This window comes from Pseudochelatococcus sp. B33, assembly GCF_053570585.1.
The window spans coordinates 91,370-116,742 of record NZ_JBSEFH010000018.1 but is presented as its reverse complement, the minus strand read 5'-3'; the positions used below and the strand labels follow the sequence as shown (position 1 = coordinate 116,742).

The following is a 25,373-nucleotide window of genomic DNA, read 5'->3' as shown; positions in this document are numbered from 1 at the left end:
GGGGAATGAGCACGTGGTTTGAACGCAGGCGTGAGCGTGCGCGGCGGCGGCGGCATTTCGAGGAAGTCGCCGCCTGGGTCGTCCTGCCGCTGATCGTGGTCATCACCTGGATTATCGGCCAGCAGGTCTACACCGAGTTCCGGGAGCCGATTTCGATATTGCTGCAAAGCATCGATCTGGAGCGTTGATGTTGCCCCGGTAGCGTGTTAGCTTTCCAAAAGTTGTTTCGCCGCCGCCTCCCTCGCTCAGGGAGGAAAATGCTTTGTATTTGGAACTTATTATTTTTTAATGATTGTAGCAGTTTGTGTTCAATTTTATCGTCAAATTGAACGCAAGGTGCGGAAGCCTGGAGAAATTAAGAGCGGATTGCAGAACAAGCTTTGCTTCAACGAATGCAAACGGCTCTATCTCCATACGGTGTTGCCCGAACACGATTTTTGAACGCGCGTATATCCAGATACAGGGCATATTAGAAAAAGTGTAATGATATCCATATTTTATATGTCAGGGGGTCTCTTCAGTGTCTCAAACGGAGCAAAACGTGGCGTCGGCCCCCCGGCCGGCCGATATGGCCCATGGGCAGTACATTTACGTTGATGGTCCGGTCGAAATGCAGCACTCGGTGGAATTCGGGCGGGTTTCAGGTATTTCGGAATCGGATCGCACTTATCTCGTCACCCATTTCAATGGGGACTCGCCGGATGAGAGTGGAATCTATATAGATGTTACGAAAAGAATACATCAATACTATAACGATCCGAGATATTACGTCATGTCCGCCATCGAAAGCGGACGCAAGCTGACGACGCACGAATGGGACGTCTTCCAGAATTGGAATGATCCCAGAAGCGTACCCGACGTCAGCGTCGCCCACATTCTGGGCAGCGGTCTCGTCCAGAATCTGCTCAATCGCATGATCCTGCAATTCCGCGACGGGGAAGCGATTTCCCGGGGCGAGGAGGCAGATGCCCGGCGGCGCCTTATCCAGGGCCTTGCGATGCAGGCGGCGGCTATTGGGTGCATGCGCGGCATCGGGCGCGCAATCATCGAGGAGGAGCCGGTTGCGCACGGATACGGGGAAGAGCTGGTTGTGCACGGATATAGGGATGAACCGGTCGAGCACGCCGATGCGCCGCCCGCCACCTCTCCCACGCAGGCCGACAAGCGCCGCCTGATGGCGCAGGACATCGATGTCGCGTTGGGCAACGTCCCCGCGCCCAGCCAGCGCATGCGGAGCGGTCGGGAGAGCCGGCGCGATACGACGGCCGCAGCCGCATCGTCGCCCGCCGGAGGCAGGGGCACGTCTGCGGTCACGGCGCGAAATCCCGAGCGCCAGGAGGCTTACCTGAGCTACCTGATGCATACGGTCGATTCGCCGGGGAACCTGCGGCTGGGCAGCCGCCAGGGAAACAGCATCGTCGGCGCCGGCTTCGACATGCCGCTCACCGAGGAGGGAAAACCGACCAAGCGCGGATTGCGGCTGTATGCGGCGCTGAAAGCTTATGGCCCTCCGGACATGGAAGAGTGCCGCAAGCTCGAGGTCTGCGGCGACACGTACCATACCGGGCATTTCACCATCGACAAGGAGGGCCACCGGCTGTCGAGCAGCAAGCAGGTGAGCGACAGGCTGAACGATCAGGCTGTCGAGCAGATCATGCAGGCCAGATTGACAAGTCGGCTCTGACACCTGCGATGGCGGAGCCCGTTCCGGCCGCAGCAGGCGAGCGCGCAATCGGCCGGCCCCGGTTCCTCGACCGATGCCCGAGCGGGCCTCGCTCAACCACCGCGCGGGCTTGATCAAGGGCCAGCGAGGCAAGCTCGCTGGCCCTTGGCATTACCTGTCTTTGCGGGACCACCATCCGATCCGCTTCGGGCGCGGCGGCTCCTCGGCCGTGACGACGGTCTCCGGCTCCGATGACCAGGAGGCGAGGGCAGGGGCCTCCTCCTCAGGGGCCTCCTCCTCAGGGGCTGCCTCCTCAGGGGCTGCCTCCTCAGGGGCCGTTTCCTCAGGGATCCTTTCCTGTGGTGCCGTCTCGATTGCGTCGACGGGCAGCGCGGGTTCGCCGCTCTCCGGCAGGGGAACCGGCGTCTCCGCGATCCCGGCTCCGGCATCCTGCGTCTCATCGCCGCCCGTCTGCGGAACCTCGATCCCGGCGTCGTCGGCCGGGACGGCCTCCGCCTTCGACCGCCGCCGCGTCGCCGTCCGCCGGCGCGCGGGACGCGCCTTGTCGGCTGTCTCGACCGCCTCCTGCGCGGCGGGTTCAGCCGTTTCGCCGTCGGCGGCTTCCGCCGTCACGGTCTCGCCGGGCGCGGCGACATCGCCGACCTCGGCAGCCGGCTCGTCCGCAACGGGAACCTCGGCGGGCGACGGTTCACTCTCCACCGGCGGGCCGGCCTCGGCTGCCACGGGCAATTCCTGCTCGGTATCGGCGTCGAACGCGGCGTCGGCGTCGTCGCCCTCGTCCTCGCCATCGGCCGAATCGTCCGCAAGGGTCTCCTGCCGTGCCGCGGCGCCGTTCTCAGCGTTGCGCCGCCCGCCCCGACGGCGACGGCGACGGCGACGGCGGGAACCGGTTTCGCCCTCGGCCCGCTCCTCGGAGGCGACGGGCGCGCCTTCCTCGCCCGCTTCGGTCGCATCGGCTTCGTCGGCTTCATCGGCGCTGCTCGCGGCCGCGGCCACGACCGGGGGCCTGTCGCCATCGCGGCGCCTGCCGCCCGAACGGTCGCGCTGACGCGCTTCCCCGGCGTCGTCCTCGGCCTCCCGCGTGCCGCCGGTTTCGGCTTCCGCTTCGACGGCGTCGACCTGCACCCCGGTCGCGGGAGCGCGCGCCAGACCGGCGGCGGCCTCGCCGCGCTCGAGCACGTAATAGTTCATGCCCGTGAGATTGAGGTCGTCGGCAAGCACCGAAATCGTGACGCCGAAACGGGTTTCAAGCTCGCGCAGGTGCACGCGCTTCTGGTTGAGGACATAGAGCGCCACCTCGGTGCGGGTCTTGACGTCGATGTCGTAGCCGGCGTTCCGGATCAGCGCTTCCTCGATGGCACGCAGGATGTGCAGCGCGATGGACGGCGTCGCGCGCACGAAGCCGGTGCCGGCGCAATGCGGGCAGGGCACGGAGGAGCTTTCCAGCACGCCGGTGCGGATGCGCTGGCGCGACATTTCCATGAGGCCGAAGGCCGATATCCGCCCCACCTGAATGCGGGCGCGGTCGTTCTTCAGGCAATCCTTGAGCTTCTTCTCGACGGTGCGGACATTGCGCTTGTCCTCCATGTCGATGAAGTCGATGACGATGAGCCCCGCGAGGTCGCGCAGCCGCAACTGCCGGGCCACCTCCTCGGCGGCCTCCAGATTGGTGCGGTAGGCGGTGTCCTCGATGTTGTGCTCGCGCGTCGAACGGCCCGAGTTGACGTCGATGGAGACGAGCGCCTCCGTCGGGTTGATGACGATGTAGCCGCCGGACTTCAGCGTCACCTGGCTGGAGAACATCGCGTCGAGCTGCGCCTCGACGCCGTGGCGCGCGAACAGCGGCTGGACGTCCTTGTAGGGCTGCACGACCTTGGCATGGCTCGGCATGAGCATGCGCATGAAGTCCTTGGCCTCGCGATAGCCGTCGTCGCCGGCGACCAGAACCTCGTCGATATCCTTGTTGTAGAGATCGCGGATGGCGCGCTTGATCAGCGAGCCTTCCTCATACACGAGGGCGGGGGCGCTCGACTGGAGCGTCAGCTCGCGCACGCTCTCCCACAGGCGCAGCAGATATTCGAAGTCGCGCTTGATCTCGGCCTTGGTGCGCGAGGCGCCTGCGGTGCGCACGATCACGCCCATGCCGTCCGGAACCTCGAGTTCCTGCGCGATCGCCTTGAGGCGCTTGCGGTCGGGGACGTTGGTGATCTTGCGCGAGATGCCGCCGCCGCGCGCCGTGTTCGGCATCAGCACCGAATAGCGCCCGGCGAGCGACAGATACGTGGTGAGCGCCGCGCCCTTGTTGCCGCGCTCCTCCTTGACCACCTGGATCAGCAGCACCTGGCGGCGCTTGATCACTTCCTGGATCTTGTACTGGCGGCGCAGCGGGCGCTGCCGGCGGTCGGGGATCTCCTCCAGCGCGTCGCTCGCGCCGCCCACCTGCTCGACGTGGTCCTCGTCGCCGTTGCCGTTCTCGTCGCCGCCGTTCCCGGCGGCGTCGTCGCCCCCCGCTGTCTCGGCGGACGCGGACACCCGCTCGTCGGCGCCGGAGCCGTTGCGCTCCGAAGTGTTGCGCTTGGCCACGCGGCCCTTGCGGCTGCCGCGTTCCTCGTCCCGCTCCAGATCGCGCTCGGCGCGCGCCTCTTCCTCGAGCAGGGCCTGCCGGTCGGCCACGGGTATCTGATAATAGTCCGGGTGGATCTCGCTGAAGGCGAGGAAGCCGTGCCGGTTGCCGCCATACTCCACGAAGGCCGCCTGGAGCGAGGGCTCCACCCGGGTGACCTTCGCCAGATAGATGTTGCCGCGCAGTTGCTTGCGGTTGGCGGACTCGAAATCGAACTCTTCTACCTTGTTTCCACGCACCACGACGACCCGGGTTTCCTCCGGGTGCGAGGCGTCGATAAGCATCTTGTTGGCCATGATGAACTCTCAAACAGGCGTTCGCGCCCCCCTGCGGCAACTGCGCGGGGCAGGCTGCGGGAAAAACCGGCCGGTCCGGAAACCGGCCAAGGCCCGCAAACCGCACGACGGCGGAACGCAAAAATGCCGGACGATATCCGGCTCAAGGGATGTTGGATGGGGGAATGCTGGAATGAAACGAAGGACGGCGACCGCGCCAGCGCGGTCTCGGCGGTTCCGGAAGCGTGACGCCGACAATGCCGCGTGCCGGCGGGCAGCAGCTGCCGCGCCGGGTCATGAGCCTGGCGATCCGCCAGGGGGCGGATGCGGCTCTGCGGTGCAATCTCAAGCGTATAAATCAATGCACATTCCGAAACGACGGGTCGTGTCCCTCAGGAACACTGCCCGGCAACAACAATCCGACCGACCCGCCCCGGCGACACGGCCACCCGATCGGACACGATCTGTTCCGAAAAGTGGTCATCCACCTTTCGGGATCGTGCCCCAGCGGCGCGCACGACGCGGAGCGCTGCGACATGCCGATGCCCTGACCGCCCCACGGGCCCGGGCCTGTTCCGGTGACTGGGCCCACCGCAACAGGGCATCTGAAGACAGCTTGCCATCTTGAAGACGGCTTGCATGGAGCGGCGGACAACGGCTTCAGACCGCACGCACGGCACACGACCCCATGGCGAAGCGCGTTCGCCGGCGGATCGCCTGCCGACAGGTGGCGTCGGGGTGTCGCACCGGCAACATCATGCCCTTGCGCTCACTCCCCGTGGACCGACTGCCGGAACCGCAGACTCCATCGATCCGGGCAGCGACACCCTCCTGGCAGCCACGAAAACCGTCGCGCACCCGCCCCCACCACAGTGCGGACACCTCGCGGGCACGAAGGACTGGCCGTCACAGCATTCGCCCGGACGGGACGAACGATACATGACGATGCCGAAACCGGATCATCTTCATTACAGAACGGGATTGCCATTTGGCAAGCATTATGCGTCATACCGACTGGCGATTGTGCCGAAGTGAGGGCACAATCGGACGTCGCCGCCCGCAGGGGACGATGCGGCCTTTTCAGACCATAGGGGGCTTTCTGTGCCGGCACGCATCCGGTAAAGCACGGTTAACCATCCCCCTATTATGTTGTTGAAAGCATCTCAGGCAGGGCGTCGGCATCCGATGGATTTCTGGAATGGCATCAAACTGTTGGGTCCGTTCCGCGTCGCGGGCGTCGTTCGTCTCGGTGCCCTCCGGCGCGCTGGCGGAGATTCGCCCTTCCACGGCAGGCGCCGGTCATCACCCGGCGAGGGGCGGGGCATGGGCGCGATCCGCTCGGTTGCGCTCGCCCTGGCGATCGCTCTCGCCGCCGGCCTTGCGCCCGCCGACAGTCATGCCGCGGAGGGCGTGGTGCGGGCGGTGGCGATCGACGTCACCGGAGATCCCGGCACGGCCCGTTTCGTGCTGACCCTGTCTGCGCCCGTCGAGGCCCGCGCCTTCCTGCTCGAACGGCCGGACAGGGTGATCGTCGACTTGCCGCAGGTGGCCTTCAACCTGCCGGCCGGCGACCAGGCGGATGCGCAGACGCAAAAGGGTGGAACGCTGGTCGCCTCATACCGCTACGGCCTGTTCGCCCAGGGGCGCTCGCGCATCGTCATCGACCTGAAGGAACCCGCGCTGGCGACGAAGGTCGTGAGCGAGACGGCGGCCCAAGGCGCGACGCTGACGATCGAGCTGACGCGCACCGACCGCGCCTCCTACAGCCGGGCCGCCATGCAGCCGATGGTCGAGGCCGCGGCCGCGCTGTCGCAGGCGGAAAACGCCCGCGCCGCGGCGGCGCGCGCATCCGCCGCCGCGGCGGATTCGGCCGAGGAGCGCGACGAGCGCCCTCTGATCATGCTCGATCCCGGCCACGGCGGCGTCGATCCCGGCGCCATCCGGTTCGGCGTGCAGGAGAAGGACCTCGTCTATGCCTTCGCCCAGCGCTTTCGCGAGCGGATCGAGGCCACGGGCCGGTACCGCGTGCTGATGACGCGCAACGACGACAGCTTCATTTCGCTGGGCGGGCGCGTGCGCATTGCGCGCGAGGCGGGGGCGGACCTTTTCATCTCGATCCACGCGGATTCGCTCCGCCGCAACAGCAGCGTGCGCGGCGCCACGATCTACACCAGCGCGAGCACGCCCACCGACGCTGAATCCGCCCAGCTCGCAGCCAAGGAAAACCTCGCCGACCAGATCGCCGGCGTCGAGGCGGTGGAGGAGACGGACGACGTCGTCGGCATCCTGGCCGACCTGACCCGCCGCGAAACCAAGACGCTGTCGAGCGTCTTCGCCGACGGCACCATCGAGGCCCTGCGCAAGCAGGTGCGTCTCACACGCAATCCGCACCGTTCCGCCGGCTTCCGCGTGTTGAGGGCGCCGGACATTCCCTCCGTCCTGCTCGAACTCGGCTATCTCTCCAGCGAACAGGACGTCGCGCTGCTCACCTCCGAGGAATGGCAGGGCAAGACGATCTCGGCGCTGATCCAGGCGCTCGATCGCTTCTTCGTCCGCCGCATCGCCGAGCAGCATACCGACAGGGGATGACATCAAATATCCGAGAGCATGGCGCGCCAAAGCCGCCGGAGCGATGCACGCAGGACACATTTCCGCCGATTGGAGCCGAAGTGGTGTTTTCGCGAATGGATTCTTCATGCTAGAGGTATATATGAAAGTGCGCTCACCAAGGGGGGCGGGGAATGGGCAATAGGAGTGCCTGACGAAACCTCCGGGCTGAGGGTGGCCGAGGGATTTTTGGTCTTCCGGCAGGGAACCGACCGCAGTCGATGCCGGTTGCATCGGGCAGGATCGGCGACGCAGCCGGAGACCGGAAGCACCGGCCAGCCGACCCCGCGAGGTTTCGTGAGGCGCTCCAAGCCCGGAGTGTCTTGAACAAGGGCGACAGGCCTTCGCATATGAGATTTCTGCTTCGGTTCGTCGGGTTTGCCTTTACAGCCCTCGTGCTGCTGTTCGTTGTCGGCGCGGCGACGGCGGGCCTGTTCATCTGGAAATACTCCCAGGACCTGCCCGACTATTCCCAGCTCGCCAACTATCAGCCCCCGGTGACGACGCGCGTGCACGCCGGCGACGGCAGCCTGCTGGCCGAATATTCGCGCGAGCGCAGGCTCTATCTGCCCATTTCGGCCACGCCGAAGCTTGTCATCGACGCGTTCCTGTCGGCTGAGGACAAGAATTTCTTCAAGCATAACGGTATCGACCCCGAAGGCATCGTACGCGCCGTCGTCTCCAACGTGCGCAGCGGCGGCCGTCCCCAGGGCGCGTCCACCATCACCCAGCAGGTGGCGAAGAACTTTCTGCTCACGAACGAGCGCAGCTACGACCGCAAGATACGCGAGATCCTGGTCGCGCTGCGCATGGAGAGCGTCTACACCAAGGACAAGATACTCGAGCTCTATCTGAACGAGATCTATCTCGGCATGGGCAACTACGGCATCGCCGCGGCGGCGCTGAACTATTTCAACAAATCGGTCAACGAGCTCACCCTGCCCGAGGCGGCCTATCTCGCCGCCCTGCCCAAGGGGCCGAACAACTACAACCCCTACACGCGCAACCAGGCCGCGATCGAGCGGCGCGACTGGGTGCTCGACCGCATGGTGGAGAATCGCTACATCAGCGCCGAGGAGGCCGCCGCCGCCAAGGAAACGCCGCTCAGGGCGACGCCGCGGACGCTCTCGCCCAACACCTACGTCGCCGGCTACTTCGCCGATGAGGTGCGCCGGCAGATCGCTGAACGCTACGGCCAGAAGGAGCTCTACGAGGGCGGCCTCTCCGTGCGGACGACGCTCGACCCCAAGCTGCAGGCCACGGCCCGCAAGGTGCTGACCGACGGGCTCGTCCGCTATGACGAGGCGCGCGGCTGGCGCGGCGCTGACGAGAGGATCGACCTTGACGGCGACTGGGGCGAGGTGCTGGCGAAAAAGCCGATGCTCGGCGACATCAAGCCGTGGGAACTCGCCGTGGTCCTGTCCGTCGACAGGACAGGCGCGCGCATCGGCCTGCAGCCCGGCGTCGATCCGGGCGGGCGCGTCGATCCCGAACGGCGCACCGGCCTCATCACGGCGGAGGGTGTGCGCTGGACGCGTCGCGCGCTGGCGCAGGTGCTGTCCGTGGGCGATCTGATCTATGTCGAGCCGCAGCAGGCCGGCAGCCGGGACACCTACCGGCTGCGGCAATTGCCGGAGGTGTCGGGCGCCATTGTCGCCATGGATCCGGCGACGGGCCGCGTGTTCGCCATGGTCGGCGGCTTCTCGTTCGACCAGAGCGAGTTCAACCGCGCCATTCAGGCGCTGCGCCAGCCGGGATCGGCGTTCAAGCCCTTCGTCTATGCGGCGGCGATCGACAACGGCTATACGCCGTCGAGCATCGTCGTCGACGGGCCGATCGAGATCGACCAGGGTCCCGGCATCGGCGTGTGGCGGCCCGAGAACTTCGAGCGGCGTTTCGCCGGGCCGAGGACGTTGCGCTACGGGCTGGAGCGGTCCAAGAATCTCATGACCGTGCGGCTCGCGCGCGACGTCGGCATGCCGCTGATCATCGAGTACACCAAGCGTTTTGGCATCATGGACGACATGCCCGCCATGCTGTCCATGTCGCTTGGCGCGGGCGAGACCACGGTGCTGCGTCTGACCACCGCCTACGCCATGTTCGTCAACGGCGGCCGTCACATCCGCCCGACGCTCATCGACCGCATCCAGGACCGCTGGGGCAAGACGCTGTTCCGCCACGACCAGCGCGTCTGCGATACCTGCGCGGCCCAGGCCTGGACCGGGCAGCAGGAGCCGACGCTCGTCGACAACAGCGAGCAGGTGCTCGATCCGCTGTCCGCCTACCAGATCGTGTCGATGCTGGAGGGCGTTGTCGAACGCGGCACCGGGCGCATCGTCTCCGAGGTCGGCAAGCCGCTCGCCGGCAAGACGGGCACGACGAACGACGCCAAGGACGTGTGGTTCGTCGGCTTCTCCCCCGACCTCGCCGTGGGCGTCTACATGGGCTACGACAGGCCGCGCTCGCTGGGCGCCAAGGCGCAGGCGGCGGCCTATGCGGCGCCGATGTTCCGCGATTTCATGAAGATCGCCCTGGCGGACAAGCCCGCGACGCCGTTCCGCGTGCCGGCCGGGATCAAGCTCGTCAAGGTGGACGCGGGCTCCGGCAAGCGCACGTCGGGCAGCGGCAACAGCGTGATTCTGGAGGCCTTCAAGCCCGGCACGGCTCCCCCCGATTCGGGCGGATCGGGCAACGTTGCGCAGTCGCGCGGGTCCGAGGCGCCCTCCGCGCCGCCACGGGCGGCTCCCGCCGCGGGCGGCTTTGCGGCGGGCGGGCTTTACTGACATCGTTCACCGTCCTATACAACGGGCCTTACATGGGGCCTTCACTGGGGCCTGCGGGGCATCCTGCATGCCCCGGGCGGAATCTTTTGACGGGTAGCAACGGAAACTCATGCGCGCAGAAATCGAAACGCTGGTCGAGAACGTCAAGCAGTCCGTGGGACTGCTGAGGAGGCATCTTTGACTGGGATGTCGCACAAAAACGCCTGGCGGAGCTGAACGCGCTGGCCGAGACGCCGGATCTGTGGAACGACGCCGAGGCGGCGCAGAAGATCATGCGCGAGCGCACCGAACTCGACGAGGCCGTCGCCGGCATCCTGCGGATCGAGCGCGACGTCGCCGACGCCATCGACCTCATCGAGCTCGGCGAGGCGGAGGGCGATCAGGAGATCGTCACCGAGGGCGAGGAGTCCATCCGCGCGCTCGCGGCCGAGGCGGCGCGCCGCCAGGTCGAGACGCTGCTCTCGGGCGAGGCGGATGCCAACGATACCTTCCTCGAGGTGCATTCCGGCGCCGGCGGCACGGAAAGCCAGGACTGGGCGCTGATGCTCATGCGCATGTACACGCGCTGGGCGGAGCGGCGCGGCTTCAAGGTCGAGATGCTGGAACTGACCGATGGTGAGGAGGCGGGCATCAAGTCCGCCACGTTGCAGATCAAGGGTCACAACGCCTATGGCTGGCTGAAGACCGAATCGGGCGTGCACCGTCTGGTGCGGATCTCGCCGTTCGATTCCAACGCCCGCCGGCATACGAGCTTCGCGTCGATCTGGGTGTATCCGGTGGTGGACGACCGGATTCAGATCGACATCAAGGAGTCGGACTGCCGCGTGGATACGTTCCGCGCCTCGGGCGCGGGCGGCCAGCACATCAACAAGACTGATTCGGCGGTGCGCATCACGCACATTCCGACCAATATCGTCGTCTCCTGCCAGTCCGAGCGCTCGCAGCACAAGAACCGCGCCACGGCGTGGAACATGCTGCGCGCGCGCCTCTACGAGCTGGAGCTGCAGAAGCGCGAGGAAAAGGCCAGCGCAGAGGCTGCCAGCAAGACGGACATCGGCTGGGGTCATCAGCTGCGCTCCTACGTGCTGCAGCCCTATCAGCTCGTCAAGGATCTGCGCACGGGCGTGACCTCCGGCACGCCCTCCGACGTGCTCGACGGCGATATCGACCCGTTTCTGGAGGCGGCGCTGGCGCAGCGCGTCTACGGCGGCGATGTCGATGTCGAGGATATCGACTGATTCGCGCCTTGCGGCGGGGCAGGGGACTGTTTCACCAATTGATTATGATGCAGTCCCTTGCGATTTTCATGTTGTGATGCAACATTGGAGAGACAGGCCCGTATTTCGCGCTCCCGGAGTGACTTGGAGCGGCGGGCAATAACAACAACAGTATCGCCTTGCCCAAGGCACCATCCAAGGGCGGCGATTGGCTCACGAGGCTCAAGAAAATGGCGGGCGAACGCACGCAAAACCTTCAGGACACCTTTCTCAACCATGTGCGAAAGAACAAGGTTCCACTGACGATCTTTCTCATCAACGGCGTGAAGTTGCAGGGTGTCGTGACGTGGTTCGACAATTTCTGCGTCCTGCTGCGCAGGGACGGCCACTCGCAGCTTGTCTACAAGCATGCCATATCCACCATCATGCCCGGCCAGCCGGTGCAATTGTTCGAACAGGCGGACGAACTTGGCGACAAGTAGCCGGACGGCCGGCATGTCGTCGCATCGTCCGCAACCCGGCTATCGATGTCGCTGACTGAATTGCAGGCGCCCACCGCGGGCGGAACGCGTGCCTTCGTCATAGGTCCCTATCTCGCCCGTCGGCCCGATCGATCGGCGGCGCCTCCCGGCGCTGCCGACGGCGCGGCGGTGCGCGATATCGATGCGCGCATCGACGAAGCCGTTGGTCTGGCGCGGGCGATCGACCTCGATGTTGCACGGCCGATCGTGATCAATCTCGATGCCGTGCGTCCGGCGACGTTCATCGGCAAGGGCCGCGTCGAGGAGATCGCCGAGGCGGTCGGGCAGGAGGATATTGGCCTCGTGGTGATGGACTGCGCGCTGTCGCCGGTGCAGCAGCGCAATCTGGAGCGGGCCTGGAAGGTGAAGGTCATCGACCGCACCGGCCTCATTCTGGAGATTTTCGGCAACCGCGCCCACACCCGCGAGGGCACGTTGCAGGTGGAGCTCGCGCATCTCGCGTATCAGAAGAGCCGGCTGGTGCGCTCGTGGACGCACCTTGAGCGCCAGCGCGGCGGCTTCGGCTTTCTCGGCGGTCCCGGCGAAACGCAGATCGAGGCCGACCGGCGCGTGATTCAGGAGCGCATGACGCGCATCGAGCGCGAGCTGGAGGGCGTCAAGCGCACCCGCTCGCTGCACCGGGAGAGCCGCCGGCGCGTGCCTTACCCGGTGGTGGCGCTGGTAGGCTACACGAACGCGGGCAAGTCGACGCTGTTCAACCGCCTGTCGGCGGCCGAGGTGGTGGCCGAGGACATGCTGTTCGCCACCCTCGACCCGACCGCGCGCGCCGTGAAGCTGCCCCATGGCGGCAAGGCCATCCTCTCCGACACCGTCGGCTTCATCTCCGACCTGCCGACGACGCTCGTTGCCGCCTTCCGCGCCACGCTTGAGGACGTGATCGAGGCCGACGTGCTGCTGCACGTGCGCGACGTCTCGCATATCGACACGCAGGCGCAGGCCTCGGACGTCAACGAGATCCTGCGCGAACTCGGCATCAATCCCGATTCGCCGCATATCATCGAGGTCTGGAACAAGGCCGACCTGCTTGATGAGGCCGCCCACGAGCGCCTGCTCACTGTCGCCGCCTCGCGCGCCGGCGACAGGCGGCCGGTGCTGATATCGGCGGCGACGGGCGAGGGGGTCGATCGGCTGCTTGCCGCCATCGAAAGCCGCATCGCCGAGGGCAGGCGCATCTATCTCGTCAATCTGGAGCCCTCCGAGGGCGCCTTGCTCGGCTGGCTGCACGAGGAAACCGAGGTGCTGGAACGGCGCGCCGACGCGGACGGACGCCTCGCCGTGGTGGTGCGCGTGGCGCCGGAGAAGGAACCGCGCCTCATCAACCGCTGCCCCGGCGCGCGGCTCATCCGCTAGCGCTCGCCGCCTCTACAGACTGGCGCTTGGCCTCCTGCCACAGCGCCTCCATCTCGTCGAGCGTGGAGTCGGCAAGCGCTTTTCCCGTCTTTTCAATGTTCTGTTCGATATATTTGAAACGTTGCGTGAATTTGGCATTGGTGGCGTGCGTCGCGGTTTCGGGGTCGACGCCCAGATGCCGGGCGAGGTTGGCGACGGCGAAGATGAGATCGCCGATCTCCTCGCGCACGGCTGCTTTCTCACCGGCCGCCAACGCTTGCTCGACCTCGTCCAGCTCCTCGCGGATCTTGGCGATGACGTCCGTCGTGTCCGCCCAGTCGAAGCCGACACGCGCGGCCTTGCTCTGCAATTTCTCCGCCCGGGCCAGCGCCGGCATGTTGCGCGGTACGCCGTCGAGCACGCTTTCCGGTGCGGACGCAAGGCTGGGCAACGGCCGCCGCGCAGCCTTCAGCCGCCGTTCCTCGGCCTTGATACTGGCCCACACGGCCTTGACCTCGTCCGGCGACAGGTCGCGCGCGTCGCCGAACACGTGCGGATGGCGGCGGATGAGCTTTTCCGTGATGGCCTGGACCACGTCGCCGAACGCGAAGGCGCCTTGCTCCTCGGCCATGCGGGAATGGAACACGACCTGCAGCAGGAGATCGCCCAATTCATCCTGCAGGTCGTCGAGATCGCCGCGCTCGATGGCGTCGGCCACCTCATAGGCTTCCTCGATCGTGTAGGGCGCGATCGAGGAAAAATCCTGCTCGATATCCCACGGACAGCCGGTGTCCGGCGTGCGCAGCGCCGCCATGATGTCGAGCAGCCGGCCGATATCGCGTGATGGCGTCATGATAGACCTCGATCGGGTTCCATAATCCTGCTTAGCCGAATCGCTGGGGCGTTCCCAAGGCGCCGCCTTGGGGCGCCCGCGTCGCGGCCGATCCGGGCGCGATCTGCGATCAGAACGGGATATCGTCGTCGAGATCGTTGGAGAAGCTCGACGGAGTGCCGCTCTGTCCACCGGACGACCTGTCGCTGACGCTGGGGCGTGACGGCTCCGCGCCGCCGAAGCTGCCGCTGCCGTAACCGCCGCCCGAGCCGCCATCCTCTCCGCCGCGGCTGTCGAGGATGGTCAATTCGCCACGGAATCGCTGCAGCACCACCTCCGTCGTGTAGCGCTCCTGCCCGTCCTTGTCCTGGTACTTGCGGGTCTGCAACTGGCCCTCCACATAGACCTTCGACCCCTTGCGCAGGTACTGTTCGGCGATACGGACCAGGTTCTCGTTGAAAATCACGACGTTGTGCCATTCCGTGCGTTCGCGGCGCTCGCCCGAGGCCTTGTCGCGCCAGCTTTCGGAAGTCGCGATCCTCAGCGAGGCCACGGGCTCGCCGGAGTTCAGGCGTCTGATTTCCGGATCGCGGCCCAGATTGCCCACGAGAATGACCTTGTTCACACTGCCCGCCATACGGATACCCTCCTGATGCATGTATCGTCCCTTACGCCGGACAATACCGGAAACCTGAACGCCAGCCACCGCCAACTTGAACGCGACGAGCCCTTATGCCCCGGAAATGACCGCCCGGCCGGCGAATGGCGGTGAAGATTGTTCTTGAAATGTTCTTAGCGCAATGCAACACTGCTGGCAAGACCGAGCGATGGTCAATCTCTCATCTATGCGCATGCCGGTGGATAGACCATCGCCAATCGCCCTTGCCGACGGATCATTGCAGCCGGATTATTCCATTCGATCAATTGACGAGCTTGAACGATGGCCTCTCTTGACGACCTTTTCGAAGGATCGACTCCCGTGCCCGGCGCTTCCCGGCAAGCGGTCTCGCGTCATGTCATCAGCATACGCGGTGCGCGCGAGCACAATCTGAAGAACGTCGATCTGACGATCCCGCGCGACAGCCTCGTCGTGTTCACCGGGCTGTCGGGGTCGGGCAAGTCGTCGCTGGCTTTCGACACGATCTACGCCGAGGGCCAGCGCCGCTACGTCGAATCGCTGTCGGCCTACGCGCGTCAGTTTCTGGAGATGATGCAGAAGCCCGACGTCGACCAGATCGACGGGCTCTCGCCCGCCATCTCCATCGAGCAGAAGACGACCTCGCGCAACCCGCGCTCGACGGTCGGCACCGTTACCGAGATCTACGACTACATGCGCCTGCTGTGGGCGCGGGTCGGCGTGCCCTATTCGCCCGCCACGGGCCTGCCCATCGAGAGCCAGACGGTGAGCCAGATGGTCGACCGCGTGCTGGCGCTGCCCGAGAAGACGCGCCTCTACCTGCTCGCGCCGGTGGTGCGCGGCCGCAAGGGCGAGTACCGCAAGGAACTGGCCGAATACCTCAAGGCGGGCTTCCAGCGCGTCAAGATCGACGGCGAGTTCTACGAGATCGCCGACGCGCCGGCGCTCGACAAGAAGTTCAAGCACGATATCGATGTCGTGGTCGACCGGCTCGTGGTGCGTGCCGATATCGCCTCGCGGCTGTCCGAATCGCTCGAGACGGCGCTCGATCTCGCCGACGGTATCGCCGTCATCGAATTCGCCGACGAGAAGGACGACAAGGGCGCGGCGCGGCGCGTCATCCTGTCGTCCAAGTTCGCCTGCCCGGTGTCGGGCTTCACGATCCCCGAGATCGAGCCGCGACTGTTCTCGTTCAACAACCCTTACGGCGCCTGCCCCGTCTGCGACGGGTTGGGGCGGGAAATGCACGTCTCGGCCGATCTCGTCGTGCCCGACACCACCCGCGGCCTGCGCGCGGGCGCGGTGGCGCCGTGGGCGAAATCCACCTCGCCCTACTACGCCCAGACGCTCGACGCGCTCTCCGCCCATTTCGGCGAGGACACATCGACGCCGTGGACCGACCTGTCGGAAAAGCTGCGTAACGCCATCCTTTACGGCACGGGCCAGGAGAAGGTGCGCATTCTCTACAGCGACGGCAGCCGCAGCTATGAGGTCAACAAGCCTTTCGAGGGCGTCATTCCGAACCTCGAACGGCGCTTCAAGGAAACCGACAGCGAGTGGGCGCGCGAGGACATCGGCCGCTTCATGTCGGAGACGCCCTGCGCGGCGTGCGGTGGCTTCCGCCTCAAGCCCGAGGCGCTCGCCGTGAAGATCGACGGGCGGCACATCGGCGAGATCGGCGTGCTGTCAGTCGCCGAGGCGCGCCGGTGGTTCGAGGCCGTGCCGGAAAAGCTGACGGAGCAGCAGAACGCCATCGCCGTGCGCATTCTCAAGGAAATCCGCGAGCGGCTGACCTTCCTGCTCGATGTCGGGCTCGAATACCTGACGCTGGCGCGCGCGTCGGGCACGCTGTCGGGCGGGGAGAGCCAGCGCATCCGGCTGGCGTCGCAGATCGGATCGGGCCTCACCGGCGTGCTCTACGTCCTCGACGAGCCCTCCATCGGCCTGCACCAGCGCGACAACGAGCGGCTGCTGCAAACATTGAAGCGCCTGCGCGATCTCGGCAATACCGTCATCGTCGTCGAGCATGACGAGGACGCCATCCTGCAGGCCGACTACGTGGTCGATGTGGGGCCGGGCGCGGGCGTGCACGGCGGCACCATCGTCGCCCAGGGAACGCCGGCGGAACTGCTGAAGAACCCGGCCTCGCTCACGGCGAAATACCTCACGGGCGAGCTGTCGGTGCCCCTGCCCGAAAAACGCCGCAAGCCCCAGAAGAGCCGCATGCTGACGCTGTCGGGCGCGTGCGGCAACAATCTGAAGGATGTGACGGCGGCCTTCCCGCTCGGCACCTTCACCTGCGTCACCGGCGTCTCGGGCGGCGGCAAGTCGACCCTCGTCATCGACACGCTGTATCAGGCGGTGGCGCGCCGGCTCAACGGGTCGGTGACGCACCCTGCCCCGTTCGACAAGCTCGACGGCCTCGAACACCTCGACAAGGTCATCGACATCGACCAGTCGCCGATCGGCCGTACGCCGCGTTCGAACCCCGCGACCTACACCGGCGCGTTCACGCCCATCCGGGAGTGGTTCGCCGGCCTGCCGGAGGCGAAGGCGCGCGGCTACGGGCCGGGGCGTTTCTCCTTCAACGTTAAGGGCGGGCGCTGCGAGGCATGCCAGGGGGACGGCGTCATCAAGATCGAGATGCACTTTTTGCCCGATGTCTACGTCACCTGCGACGTCTGCAAGGGCAAGCGGTACGAGCGCGAGACGCTGGAGGTGAAATACCGTAACCGCTCGATCTCCGACGTGCTCGACATGACCGTGGACGAGGGCCTCGAGCTGTTCAAGGCGGTGCCGGCCATCCGCGACCGGCTGCAGACGCTCTCCCGGGTCGGGCTCGGCTATGTGAAGATCGGCCAGCCGGCCACGACGCTGTCCGGCGGTGAGGCGCAGCGCGTGAAGCTGTCGAAGGAGCTGTCGAAACGCGCCACCGGCCGCACGCTTTACATCCTCGACGAGCCGACCACCGGCCTGCACTTCCACGATGTCGCCAAGTTGCTGGAAGTGCTGCACGAATTGGTGGAGCAAGGGAATACCGTGATCGTCATCGAGCACAATCTCGAAGTCATCAAGACGGCCGACTGGGTGCTCGACATGGGCCCGGAAGGCGGTGACGGCGGCGGGCGGATCGTGGCGCAGGGCACGCCCGAGGCCATCGCCCGCAATGCGGCGAGCCACACCGGGCGCTTTCTGCGCGAGGTGCTGGAGCGCCGCCCTCTTCGCAAGCGCACACAGGCGGCGGAATGACGCAGGTGCAATGCTTACAGATGAAACTAAGGGGATTTTCGCCACAATTTGCCCAAATGAGGCGACAATAGCCTCTTAACCATGCATTTGTTGCGTAACTGATCTTCGAATAGCTCTCTCCCTAGGCAGCGGCTGATGATATATATTGCATCGCAGTATGAGAGGGTAAATGCTCCTCTCGGCTTCAGGAGAGTGTGATGATCGTTTCTTATGTTCTGTCCAAGATCCGCGCGTGGCTGCGCTATCGCGAAACCGTGCGGGAGCTGTCGCAGCTGTCCGATCGCGAGCTGAGCGATGTCGGCCTGTCGCGCTGGCAGATTCCCTATGTGGCGAAGAAGTATTCCAATGCCTGAGGTTTTCGCGTGCCAACGCGACAACCGGCCGGCAATGGCCAAGTCGAGACGCCCGTCCCCATGAGACGGGCGTTCTTTTTTGGACGGGCGTTTTTTTGAACGAACGCGTTTCTCCATGGTGCGGGTGCGGACAGGTTCGTGCTTGACGTTTGCAGGGGGCCGCGACACATAGTCCGGATGACGAATCCGGTTCACATCATCGGCGGCGGTCTCGCCGGCTCGGAAGCCGCCTGGCAGGTCGTAGCGGCGGGGATTCCCGTGGTGCTGCACGAAATGCGGCCCGGCAACAGCTCGCCCGCCCATAAAACCAGGGCGCTCGCGGAACTCGTCTGCTCCAATTCCTTCCGTTCCGACGATGCCGAGACCAACGCGGTCGGGCTGCTGCATCAGGAGATGCGCGCGCTGGGGTCGCTGATCATGGCCTCGGCCGATACGCATCAGGTGCCGGCGGGCGGCGCGCTCGCGGTCGACCGGGACGGCTTCGCCCAATCGGTGACGGAGGCGCTTGAGGCGCATCCGCTGGTTACGGTCATGCGGGAGGAGGTCACCGGCCTGCCGCCGGCGGAATGGGGGCAGACCATCATCGCCACCGGCCCCCTCACCTCGGACGCGCTGGCGCGGGCCGTGCACGAGGTCACGGGCGAAGGTGCGCTCGCATTCTTCGACGCCATCGCCCCGATCGTCCATGCCGAATCGATCGACCGCGGCATCGTCTGGGCGCAGTCGCGCTACGACAAGGCGGGCCCCGGCGGCACCGGCGCCGATTACCTCAACTGCCCGATGACGGAGGCGCAGTACAATGCCTTCGTCGACGCGCTGCTGGCGGGCGAGAAGACCGAGTTTCGCGATTTCGAAAAGGACACGCCCTATTTCAACGCCTGCCTGCCCATCGAGATCATGGCCGAGCGCGGGCGCGAGACGCTGCGCTTCGGGCCGATGAAGCCCGTCGGCCTGACCAATCCGAACAACCCGCAGGTCAAGCCCCATGCCATCGTGCAATTGCGGCAGGACAACGCGGCCGGGACGCTCTACAACATCGTCGGCTTCCAGACGAAGCTGAAATACGGCGAGCAGATCCGCATCCTGCGCATGATTCCGGGACTGGAGAACGCGGAGTTCGCGCGCCTCGGCGGCCTGCATCGCAACACCTTCATCAACGCGCCGAAGCTGCTCGATCGCACGTTGCGGCTCAAGGCCTTGCCGCGCCTGCGTTTCGCCGGACAGATCACCGGCTGCGAGGGCTATGTCGAAAGCGCCGCCGTCGGCCTTCTCGCCGGGCGCTACGCGGCGGCCGAGGCGCGCGGCGTGGCGCTGCCCCCACCCCCGCCCACCACCGCCATCGGCGCGCTGGTCGAGTACATCACCGGCGGTCATGTCAGCGCGGACGAGGAGGACGGCGAAGCGACGGAGAAGCCGTCGCCCTTCCAGCCCGAAGCGACGGCAAAGCCGTCGTCGTTCCAGCCCGAAGCGACGGCAAAGCCGTCGTCGTTCCAGCCCATGAACGTCAATTTCGGCCTGTTTCCGCCGCTCACCGAGGCGCTGCGGTCCGAGGACGGCAAGCGCCTGCGCGGATCGGCCAAGGCGGCGGCGCGCAAGAAGGCGCTCACCGACCGCGCCCGCCGGGATCTGGCGGTCTGGCTTCGCGCCCTGTCAGTACCCGGGGCGGTATCAGAGATTGCGCCAGCGGTGTGACGCGCGCCACAGCGCCCAGAGCCGCCGCCACTGCGGCACCTCGACAATGGTCCGGCGGGGCGAGTAGTCCCGCTTCTCCATCTGCTTCAGATAGGCGGGAACGGTTGCGAGCGGCAGCGCCGCGGCGCGCGCGTCCGGCGAGATGTCGCTGATCCGCGCCAGCGCCCTGGCGAGATGGTCGCGCGCCAGCGCCCGCATGTCCGCGAGCGCGTGCCGCAGGGCCGCGTCGTCGGCGGATGGGGCGAGCATGCCCTCCCGGTCGAGGCCGTGCCGGCTGGCGATATCGGCGGGCACGAACACCTGCCCGCGCCGCAGGTGCCACGGCAGCGCGCGCAGCAGCCCGGTTATCGCAAAGGCAACGCCGCCGTGACCCACGGCATCCGCGCCGCCCGGCTCGCGCCCGTCGGTGAGCACCAGGCTCGCGAGCCTGAACAGGACGGAGGAGGTTTCGCCGCAATAGCCTTCGAGGTCGGCGACCGAGGGCATGGCGTCGTCGTAGAGATCGAACACCCGCGCGTCGATCAGATCCTGAAAAGCCTGCACCGGCAACCGGAAACGGGCGATCGTCGCGATCAGCGCGCGCGCCACCGGAGGTTGCGCCTCATCCCGGGAGGCGGCGGCCCCGGCGTGCGCGTCGAGCAGGTCGCGCCACCACTGGAAGCGGATTTCTCCCGGCAGCGGCGCGCTGATGCTCTCGCGCACCCGGGCGATCTCCTGATTGAAGGCGAAGAGCGCGAAGAGATGGGGGCGCCTGTCGGCCGGCGCGAAGAAGGCCGCCCAGTACCGGTCCGGATCGTGGTCGCGCACCAGCGCCTCGCAATAGGCGAAAGCCTCGACAAGAGAAGCGTCATCCGTCACCGCGGGCTCCGTCAGACGGCGATGAGGAGCGCCGCCACCCGGCGATCCTCCGCCAGCAGGACGTTGTAGGTGCGCACCGCCGCCCCGGTCTGCATCGTCTCGTGGCGGATGCCGGCGGCGGAGAGAACATCGCGCAGCGGCACGGGTAGCGGCGCGACATCGCGTCCGGTGCCGACCAGGAGCAGCTCGACCGCACCCTCCTCCGCCACGATGGCCTCGACACTGGCCGCGGACAGCTCGCCGACATCCCGCGCCTCCACCGCGCGCACCCCGGAAGGAAGCAACAGCAGCGAACCGCGATGGGACATCTCGGCGAACCGAAAGCCGCCGTCGCCATAGGCGGTCACCGGATGTTGCCCGGGCAGGAAACCGTCGTATCGCGCTTCGGGCCTCGCCAAGGGAACTTGCCTTTCGTCAGGGCAACTGCGCGGCGGCGTCGGCGGCCGCTTCCGCCGGGCTGGTGCGGGAGCGCAGGCCGAGATAGATCAGGACCGGCGACGACACGAACACCGCCGAATAAGTGCAGATGACGACGCCGAACAGCATCACCTCGGCAAACCCGCGGATGGCTTCGCCGCCGAAAATGACCAGGGCCAGCACGGCGAGGAAGGTCGTCGTCGCCGTCATCGCCGTACGGGACATGGTGGTGTTGACGGAAAGATCAAGCAGTTCCTCGACCGAAATCGCCTTGTAGCGGCGCATCAGCTCGCGCGTGCGGTCGAACACCACGACGGTTTCGTTGAGCGAATAGCCGACGATGGTCAGGATCGCCGCGATCGACGTCATGTTGAACTCGGATTGGGTGACGACGAAGAACCCCACGGTCAGGATGATGTCGTGGATGGTGCCGATGATGGCGCCGATCGCCAATTGCAGCTCGAAGCGGAACCACAGGTAGGCCATCACCGCGCCGATGGCCAGCACGACGCCGAGGGTGCCCGAGCGCACCAGCTCGCCGGAGACGCGCGGGCCCACCGTCTCGACGCGGCGGAATTCGTAATCGGCCTCGAACGTGCTGCGGGCCTGCTGCACCACGTTGCTCTGCGCCGCCTCGCCGCCGTCCTGAATGGCGAAGCGCAGCGAAACCCCGCCCTGCGTACCGAATTCCTGCACCTCGACGGCGCCGAAGCCGAGCGCTTCCGCCGACTGGCGTATGGCGCCCACATTGGCCTCGCCCGATTTCGCCTGCAGCTCGATCAGCGTGCCGCCGCGAAAGTCGATGCCGAAATTGAGGCCGACGGTGAAGCCGAGAATGATCGTCGCCACGACGAGAAGCGCCGACAGCGGCAGCGTCACGCGCCGGAAGCGGACAAACCCGAACCGGGTATCGTCGGGATAGATGCGAAGCAGGCCCACGCTTTTCTCCTTACGGCATCAAACCCGGGAAACGGGCACCATTTTCGGGATCAATTTGATGCATGAACAAATAGTTGGCGCAAAATGTCTCCCGTGCAACGCATTTTGCTCCAATGGGCGACGTTCGGGCCGCCCGGGCAACCTCAGAACGGCAACTTTTTCGGCCTCGCCAGCCTGTACCACAGGGCCACCATCATGCGCGTCATGGTGACGGCGGTGATGACCGTGGTCAGGATGCCGAGGATGAACACCACCGCGAAGCCGCGCACCGGACCCGATCCGAGGAAGAACAGGATGAGCGCCGCGATCAGCATGGTGGAGTTCGAATCGATGATGGTCGCGAACGCGCGGTTGAAGCCGGCCTCCAGCGCCGTCACCAGCGAGCGCCCACCGCGGAATTCCTCGCGCATGCGTTCGTAGATCAGCACGTTGGAGTCGACCGCCGTGCCGATGGTCAGCACGATGCCCGCGATGCCCGGCAGCGTCAGCGTCGCGCCGAGCAGCGACATCAGCGCGAAGATGAACACCACATGGACGATGAGCGCGATATTGGCGATCAGTCCGAACAGACCGTAGGTGGCGAACATGAACAGCACCACGAAAACGGTGGAAACGGCGACCGCCACCTTGCCCGCCTCGATCGAGTCCTGCCCGAGCCCGGGGCCGACGGTACGCTCCTCCACGATGGTGAGCTTGGCCGGCAGCGCGCCGGCGCGCAGCAGGATGGACAGGTTGTTGGCCTGCTCGACCGTGAAGCTGCCCGAGATCATGCCCGATCCGCCGGTGATCGGCGTCTGGATGCGGGGAGCGGAAATCACCTCGTTGTCGAGGACGATGGCCATCAGCCGGCCCACGTTCGCCGTCGTCGCCTGACCGAAACGCTGCGCGCCGCGCGTGTTGAAACGGAAGTTGACGATCGGCCGGCCCGTCTGCGGGTCGAAGGAGGGCTGCGCATCGACGAGATCGGCGCCGTCGACGGCGAGCTCCCGCTCGACCGGCAGCGTCTGGCCGGGAGCCTCCTGCGTCGGGATGTTCTCGACATCGCCGCCGCCCGTCTCCGACACGAAGCGGAACTCCAGCTTCGCCGTGCGGCCGAGGATCTCCTTCAGCTGCTGCGGGTCCTGCAGCCCCGGCACCTGCACCTGCACGCGGTCGGCACCCTGGCGCTGGATGTTCGGCTCCGTCGTGCCCAGCGCGTCGACACGCCGGCGCAGCACCTCGATCGCCTGGTCGACCGCGCGGCGCACCCGATCGTTGATGCCGGCTTCCGAGAGCGCCAGCTGGATGAGCCCGTCCCCTCTGACGTTGATGTCGATGGTGGCCGCACCCGCCTGCCCGAGCAGCGGATTGCCGATGGGCTGGGACAGCGCGCGCAGGCGCGGCAGAATTCTGTCGCGGCCCGCCTCGTCCGGCACGCGGATCTGCACGCCGCGCGGCTGGACGACGATGCCGCCCTGGGCGGTCACCCGCTCCTCCCGCAGGATGGCGCGCACGTCGTCCCGCAGCAGGTTGACCTGGGACCGCAGCAGATCGGCGGTGTCCACCTCCAGCACCACATGCGAGCCGCCCTGGAGATCGAGGCCGAGCACAATCCCCTGATGCGGCACCAGCAAGCGCGGAATCCATGACGGCACGGATGCGATGAAGCCGTCGCGCTGCTGCTGCGTGAACAGGCTGGGGGCGGCGAAGAGAAAGCCGAGGACTGTCAGGATGAGGACGGCAACGACCTTGCCGGTCGAGTAACGGAGCATCGTCGAAGGGCCTTCCCTACGCTGCCGGATGACGTTGTTTCAATCATGTTTCAAGCTGTATCGCCGCCGGGGAGAAACCGCTTACGCCGACGGAGAATCGGTCTTCACCGGCTCGCCCTTGGCGCGGACGTCGGCGATGGTGCCGCGCACGATGCGCACGCGCACGCCTTCCGCGATCTCCGCCTCGATCTCGTTGTCGTCGATCACCTTGGTGACCTTGGCGATGAAGCCGCCGGAGGTCACGATGGTGTCGCCCCGGCGAACGCCTTTCACCATTTCCTGATGCGCCTTCGCGCGCTTCTGCTGCGGCCGCAGGATCAGAAACCACATCACCACGAAAATCAGGATGAAGGGAATGAACTGAATCAGAATATCGCCGCCGCCGGCGGCAGGCGCTGCGCCTTGGGCGAAGGCAGTCGAAATGATCACCGGGTGTCCTCCAACGGATGCAACTCTTCCATCCACGACGGATATGGAGTCGGAAAGTTGGGCGGACTATAACCATCGCGCAAGCGAAATCAAACGTTGAGCCTGGGCTTCGCGCCCTGCTCGGACCAAAATATCAAGGATGTGACGATGAAGGGCCAACACGTGGGCGACAAGGGGGGCAGCAAGAGGATCGGCAAGAGGATCGGCAAGAAGCGGGGGCGGCGTTCGGGAGAGGTTGTGCCGGACGTCGCCGTCCTGGCGGAGCTCGGGCGCATCGCCGACGCCCTCGCGCGGCTGGCCCCGCCCGCCGTGCCCGTTCCCGACACGGCCGCCGCCGACGCCTTCGTGTGGCAGCCGCCCGGCGCGCTCAACCCCGTGCGGCGTGTCAACCGGGTCGAGATGCGCCTGCTGCGCGGCATCGATCGGTCGCGCGACACGCTGGCGGAGAACACCGAGCGCTTCGCCAAGGGCCTGCCGGCCAACAACGCGCTGCTGTGGGGCGCGCGCGGCATGGGCAAGTCCTCGCTGGTGAAGGCGGTGCATGCCGACACCAACCGCCGCCTCGCACACACCGGGGAGCCGGCGCTCAAACTTGTGGAAATTCACCGCGAGGACATCGAGTCGCTGCCGGCGCTGATGAACATCCTGCGCAACGACTCGCATCGCTTCATCATTTTCTGCGACGATCTGTCGTTCGACGCCGACGACACCTCCTACAAGTCGCTCAAGGCGGTGCTGGAGGGCGGCATCGAGGGACGGCCGGTCAACGTGATATTCTACGCCACCTCGAACCGCCGCCACCTGCTGCCGCGCGACATGATGGACAACGAACGCTCCACCGCCATCAACCCCGGCGAGGCGGTCGAGGAAAAGGTGTCGCTGTCCGACCGCTTCGGCCTGTGGCTCGGCTTCCACAAGTGCAGCCAGGATGAATATCTCGATATGGTCTATGGTTACGCGGATTTCCTCAACATCGACATCAATCGCGACACGCTGCGGGCGGAAGCGCTCGAATGGTCGACCACACGCGGGGCGCGGTCGGGGCGCACGGCCTGGCAATACATCAACGATCTCGCCGGCCGGCTCGGCGTGCGCATCGACCCGTAGCCGACAGGGAACGCAAAAAAGGCCGCCCGGAAACCGGGCGGCCTTGTCT

19 protein-coding genes are annotated in these 25,373 nt (G+C 66.1%); 11 read left to right on the top strand and 8 right to left on the bottom strand.

Annotated features, from left to right (window positions below):
- The first annotated feature begins 5 nt into the window (after positions 1-5).
- Together ACUSIJ_RS19760 and ACUSIJ_RS19755 are read left to right on the top strand one after the other, a co-directional pair.
- Positions 6-188, top strand: coding sequence for a hypothetical protein (locus ACUSIJ_RS19760; RefSeq protein ID WP_449310127.1), 183 nt, complete (start codon positions 6-8; stop codon positions 186-188).
- Positions 189-772: 584 nt separating this feature from the next.
- The gene (locus ACUSIJ_RS19755; RefSeq protein WP_449310126.1) at positions 773-1,684 is read left to right on the top strand and encodes a hypothetical protein; all 912 of its coding nucleotides are present in this window, start codon (positions 773-775) and stop codon (positions 1,682-1,684) included.
- Between the two features lie 150 nt (positions 1,685-1,834).
- Here the strand turns inward: ACUSIJ_RS19755 and ACUSIJ_RS19750 are convergent, their stop codons facing one another.
- Positions 1,835-4,603 carry an Rne/Rng family ribonuclease gene (locus ACUSIJ_RS19750; RefSeq protein ID WP_449310125.1) on the bottom strand — a complete coding sequence of 923 codons (2,769 nt, stop codon included), beginning with the start codon at positions 4,601-4,603 and terminating at the stop codon, positions 1,835-1,837.
- A gap of 1,302 nt (positions 4,604-5,905) precedes the next feature.
- Here ACUSIJ_RS19750 and ACUSIJ_RS19745 point away from each other — a divergent pair.
- From ACUSIJ_RS19745 to hflX, 5 genes are all read left to right on the top strand, one after another.
- Complete coding sequence (locus tag ACUSIJ_RS19745) at positions 5,906-7,171, top strand: N-acetylmuramoyl-L-alanine amidase (protein ID WP_449310124.1); 1,266 nt, start codon at positions 5,906-5,908, stop codon at positions 7,169-7,171.
- Positions 7,172-7,539: 368 nt separating this feature from the next.
- The gene (locus ACUSIJ_RS19740) at positions 7,540-9,972 is read left to right on the top strand and encodes a penicillin-binding protein 1A (RefSeq protein WP_449310123.1); all 2,433 of its coding nucleotides are present in this window, start codon (positions 7,540-7,542) and stop codon (positions 9,970-9,972) included.
- Positions 9,973-10,081: 109 nt separating this feature from the next.
- Positions 10,082-11,210, top strand: a protein-coding gene (prfB, locus tag ACUSIJ_RS19735) for a peptide chain release factor 2 (RefSeq protein ID WP_449310122.1) whose coding sequence is annotated in 2 segments (ribosomal slippage) — positions 10,082-10,150 and positions 10,152-11,210 — 1,128 coding nt in all. Because the reading frame shifts where the segments join, the coding sequence is not laid out codon by codon here.
- A gap of 209 nt (positions 11,211-11,419) precedes the next feature.
- The gene (gene hfq / locus ACUSIJ_RS19730; RefSeq protein WP_449310121.1) at positions 11,420-11,671 is read left to right on the top strand and encodes an RNA chaperone Hfq; all 252 of its coding nucleotides are present in this window, start codon (positions 11,420-11,422) and stop codon (positions 11,669-11,671) included.
- A 45-nt stretch (positions 11,672-11,716) separates the two neighbouring features.
- Positions 11,717-13,081, top strand: coding sequence for a GTPase HflX (gene hflX, locus ACUSIJ_RS19725; RefSeq protein WP_449310120.1), 1,365 nt, complete (start codon positions 11,717-11,719; stop codon positions 13,079-13,081).
- On the opposite strand, the gene mazG is transcribed toward hflX, so the two are convergent.
- The gene (gene mazG, locus ACUSIJ_RS19720) at positions 13,071-13,913 is read right to left on the bottom strand and encodes a nucleoside triphosphate pyrophosphohydrolase (RefSeq protein WP_449310119.1); all 843 of its coding nucleotides are present in this window, start codon (positions 13,911-13,913) and stop codon (positions 13,071-13,073) included. The two genes, hflX and mazG, sit on opposite strands and share 11 nt — an antisense overlap.
- Before the next feature lie 109 nt (positions 13,914-14,022).
- Positions 14,023-14,529, bottom strand: coding sequence for a single-stranded DNA-binding protein (gene ssb, locus ACUSIJ_RS19715; RefSeq protein WP_449310118.1), 507 nt, complete (start codon positions 14,527-14,529; stop codon positions 14,023-14,025).
- A 303-nt stretch (positions 14,530-14,832) separates the two neighbouring features.
- Here ssb and uvrA point away from each other — a divergent pair, with 303 nt between their 5' ends.
- From uvrA to trmFO, 3 genes are all read left to right on the top strand, one after another.
- Positions 14,833-17,778, top strand: coding sequence for an excinuclease ABC subunit UvrA (uvrA, locus tag ACUSIJ_RS19710; protein WP_449310117.1), 2,946 nt, complete (start codon positions 14,833-14,835; stop codon positions 17,776-17,778).
- Positions 17,779-17,975: 197 nt separating this feature from the next.
- Complete coding sequence (locus ACUSIJ_RS19705; RefSeq protein ID WP_449310116.1) at positions 17,976-18,131, top strand: DUF1127 domain-containing protein; 156 nt, start codon at positions 17,976-17,978, stop codon at positions 18,129-18,131.
- Between the two features lie 177 nt (positions 18,132-18,308).
- Entirely contained in the window at positions 18,309-19,823 is a 1,515-nt protein-coding gene (gene trmFO / locus ACUSIJ_RS19700; protein WP_449310115.1) for a methylenetetrahydrofolate--tRNA-(uracil(54)-C(5))-methyltransferase (FADH(2)-oxidizing) TrmFO, read from the top strand.
- On the opposite strand, the gene ACUSIJ_RS19695 is transcribed toward trmFO, so the two are convergent.
- The 5 genes from ACUSIJ_RS19695 to yajC form a co-directional block, all read right to left on the bottom strand.
- Positions 19,800-20,681, bottom strand: coding sequence for a phytoene/squalene synthase family protein (locus tag ACUSIJ_RS19695; RefSeq protein ID WP_449310114.1), 882 nt, complete (start codon positions 20,679-20,681; stop codon positions 19,800-19,802). The genes trmFO and ACUSIJ_RS19695 overlap by 24 nt on opposite strands.
- A gap of 11 nt (positions 20,682-20,692) precedes the next feature.
- On the bottom strand, positions 20,693-21,079 hold the full coding sequence (locus ACUSIJ_RS19690) for an Mth938-like domain-containing protein (RefSeq protein WP_449310113.1): 387 nt from the start codon (positions 21,077-21,079) through the stop codon (positions 20,693-20,695).
- 16 nt (positions 21,080-21,095) lie between these two features.
- Positions 21,096-22,037, bottom strand: coding sequence for a protein translocase subunit SecF (gene secF, locus ACUSIJ_RS19685; protein WP_449310112.1), 942 nt, complete (start codon positions 22,035-22,037; stop codon positions 21,096-21,098).
- 143 nt (positions 22,038-22,180) lie between these two features.
- Positions 22,181-23,788, bottom strand: coding sequence for a protein translocase subunit SecD (gene secD / locus ACUSIJ_RS19680; RefSeq protein WP_449310111.1), 1,608 nt, complete (start codon positions 23,786-23,788; stop codon positions 22,181-22,183).
- Between the two features lie 81 nt (positions 23,789-23,869).
- Entirely contained in the window at positions 23,870-24,217 is a 348-nt protein-coding gene (yajC, locus tag ACUSIJ_RS19675; RefSeq protein WP_449310110.1) for a preprotein translocase subunit YajC, read from the bottom strand.
- Positions 24,218-24,364: 147 nt separating this feature from the next.
- Between yajC and ACUSIJ_RS19670 the strand changes: the two genes are divergently transcribed.
- Positions 24,365-25,324 (top strand): ATP-binding protein, encoded by a 960-nt coding sequence (locus ACUSIJ_RS19670; protein WP_449310109.1) that lies wholly within the window; start codon positions 24,365-24,367, stop codon positions 25,322-25,324.
- Positions 25,325-25,373: the final 49 nt, after the last annotated feature.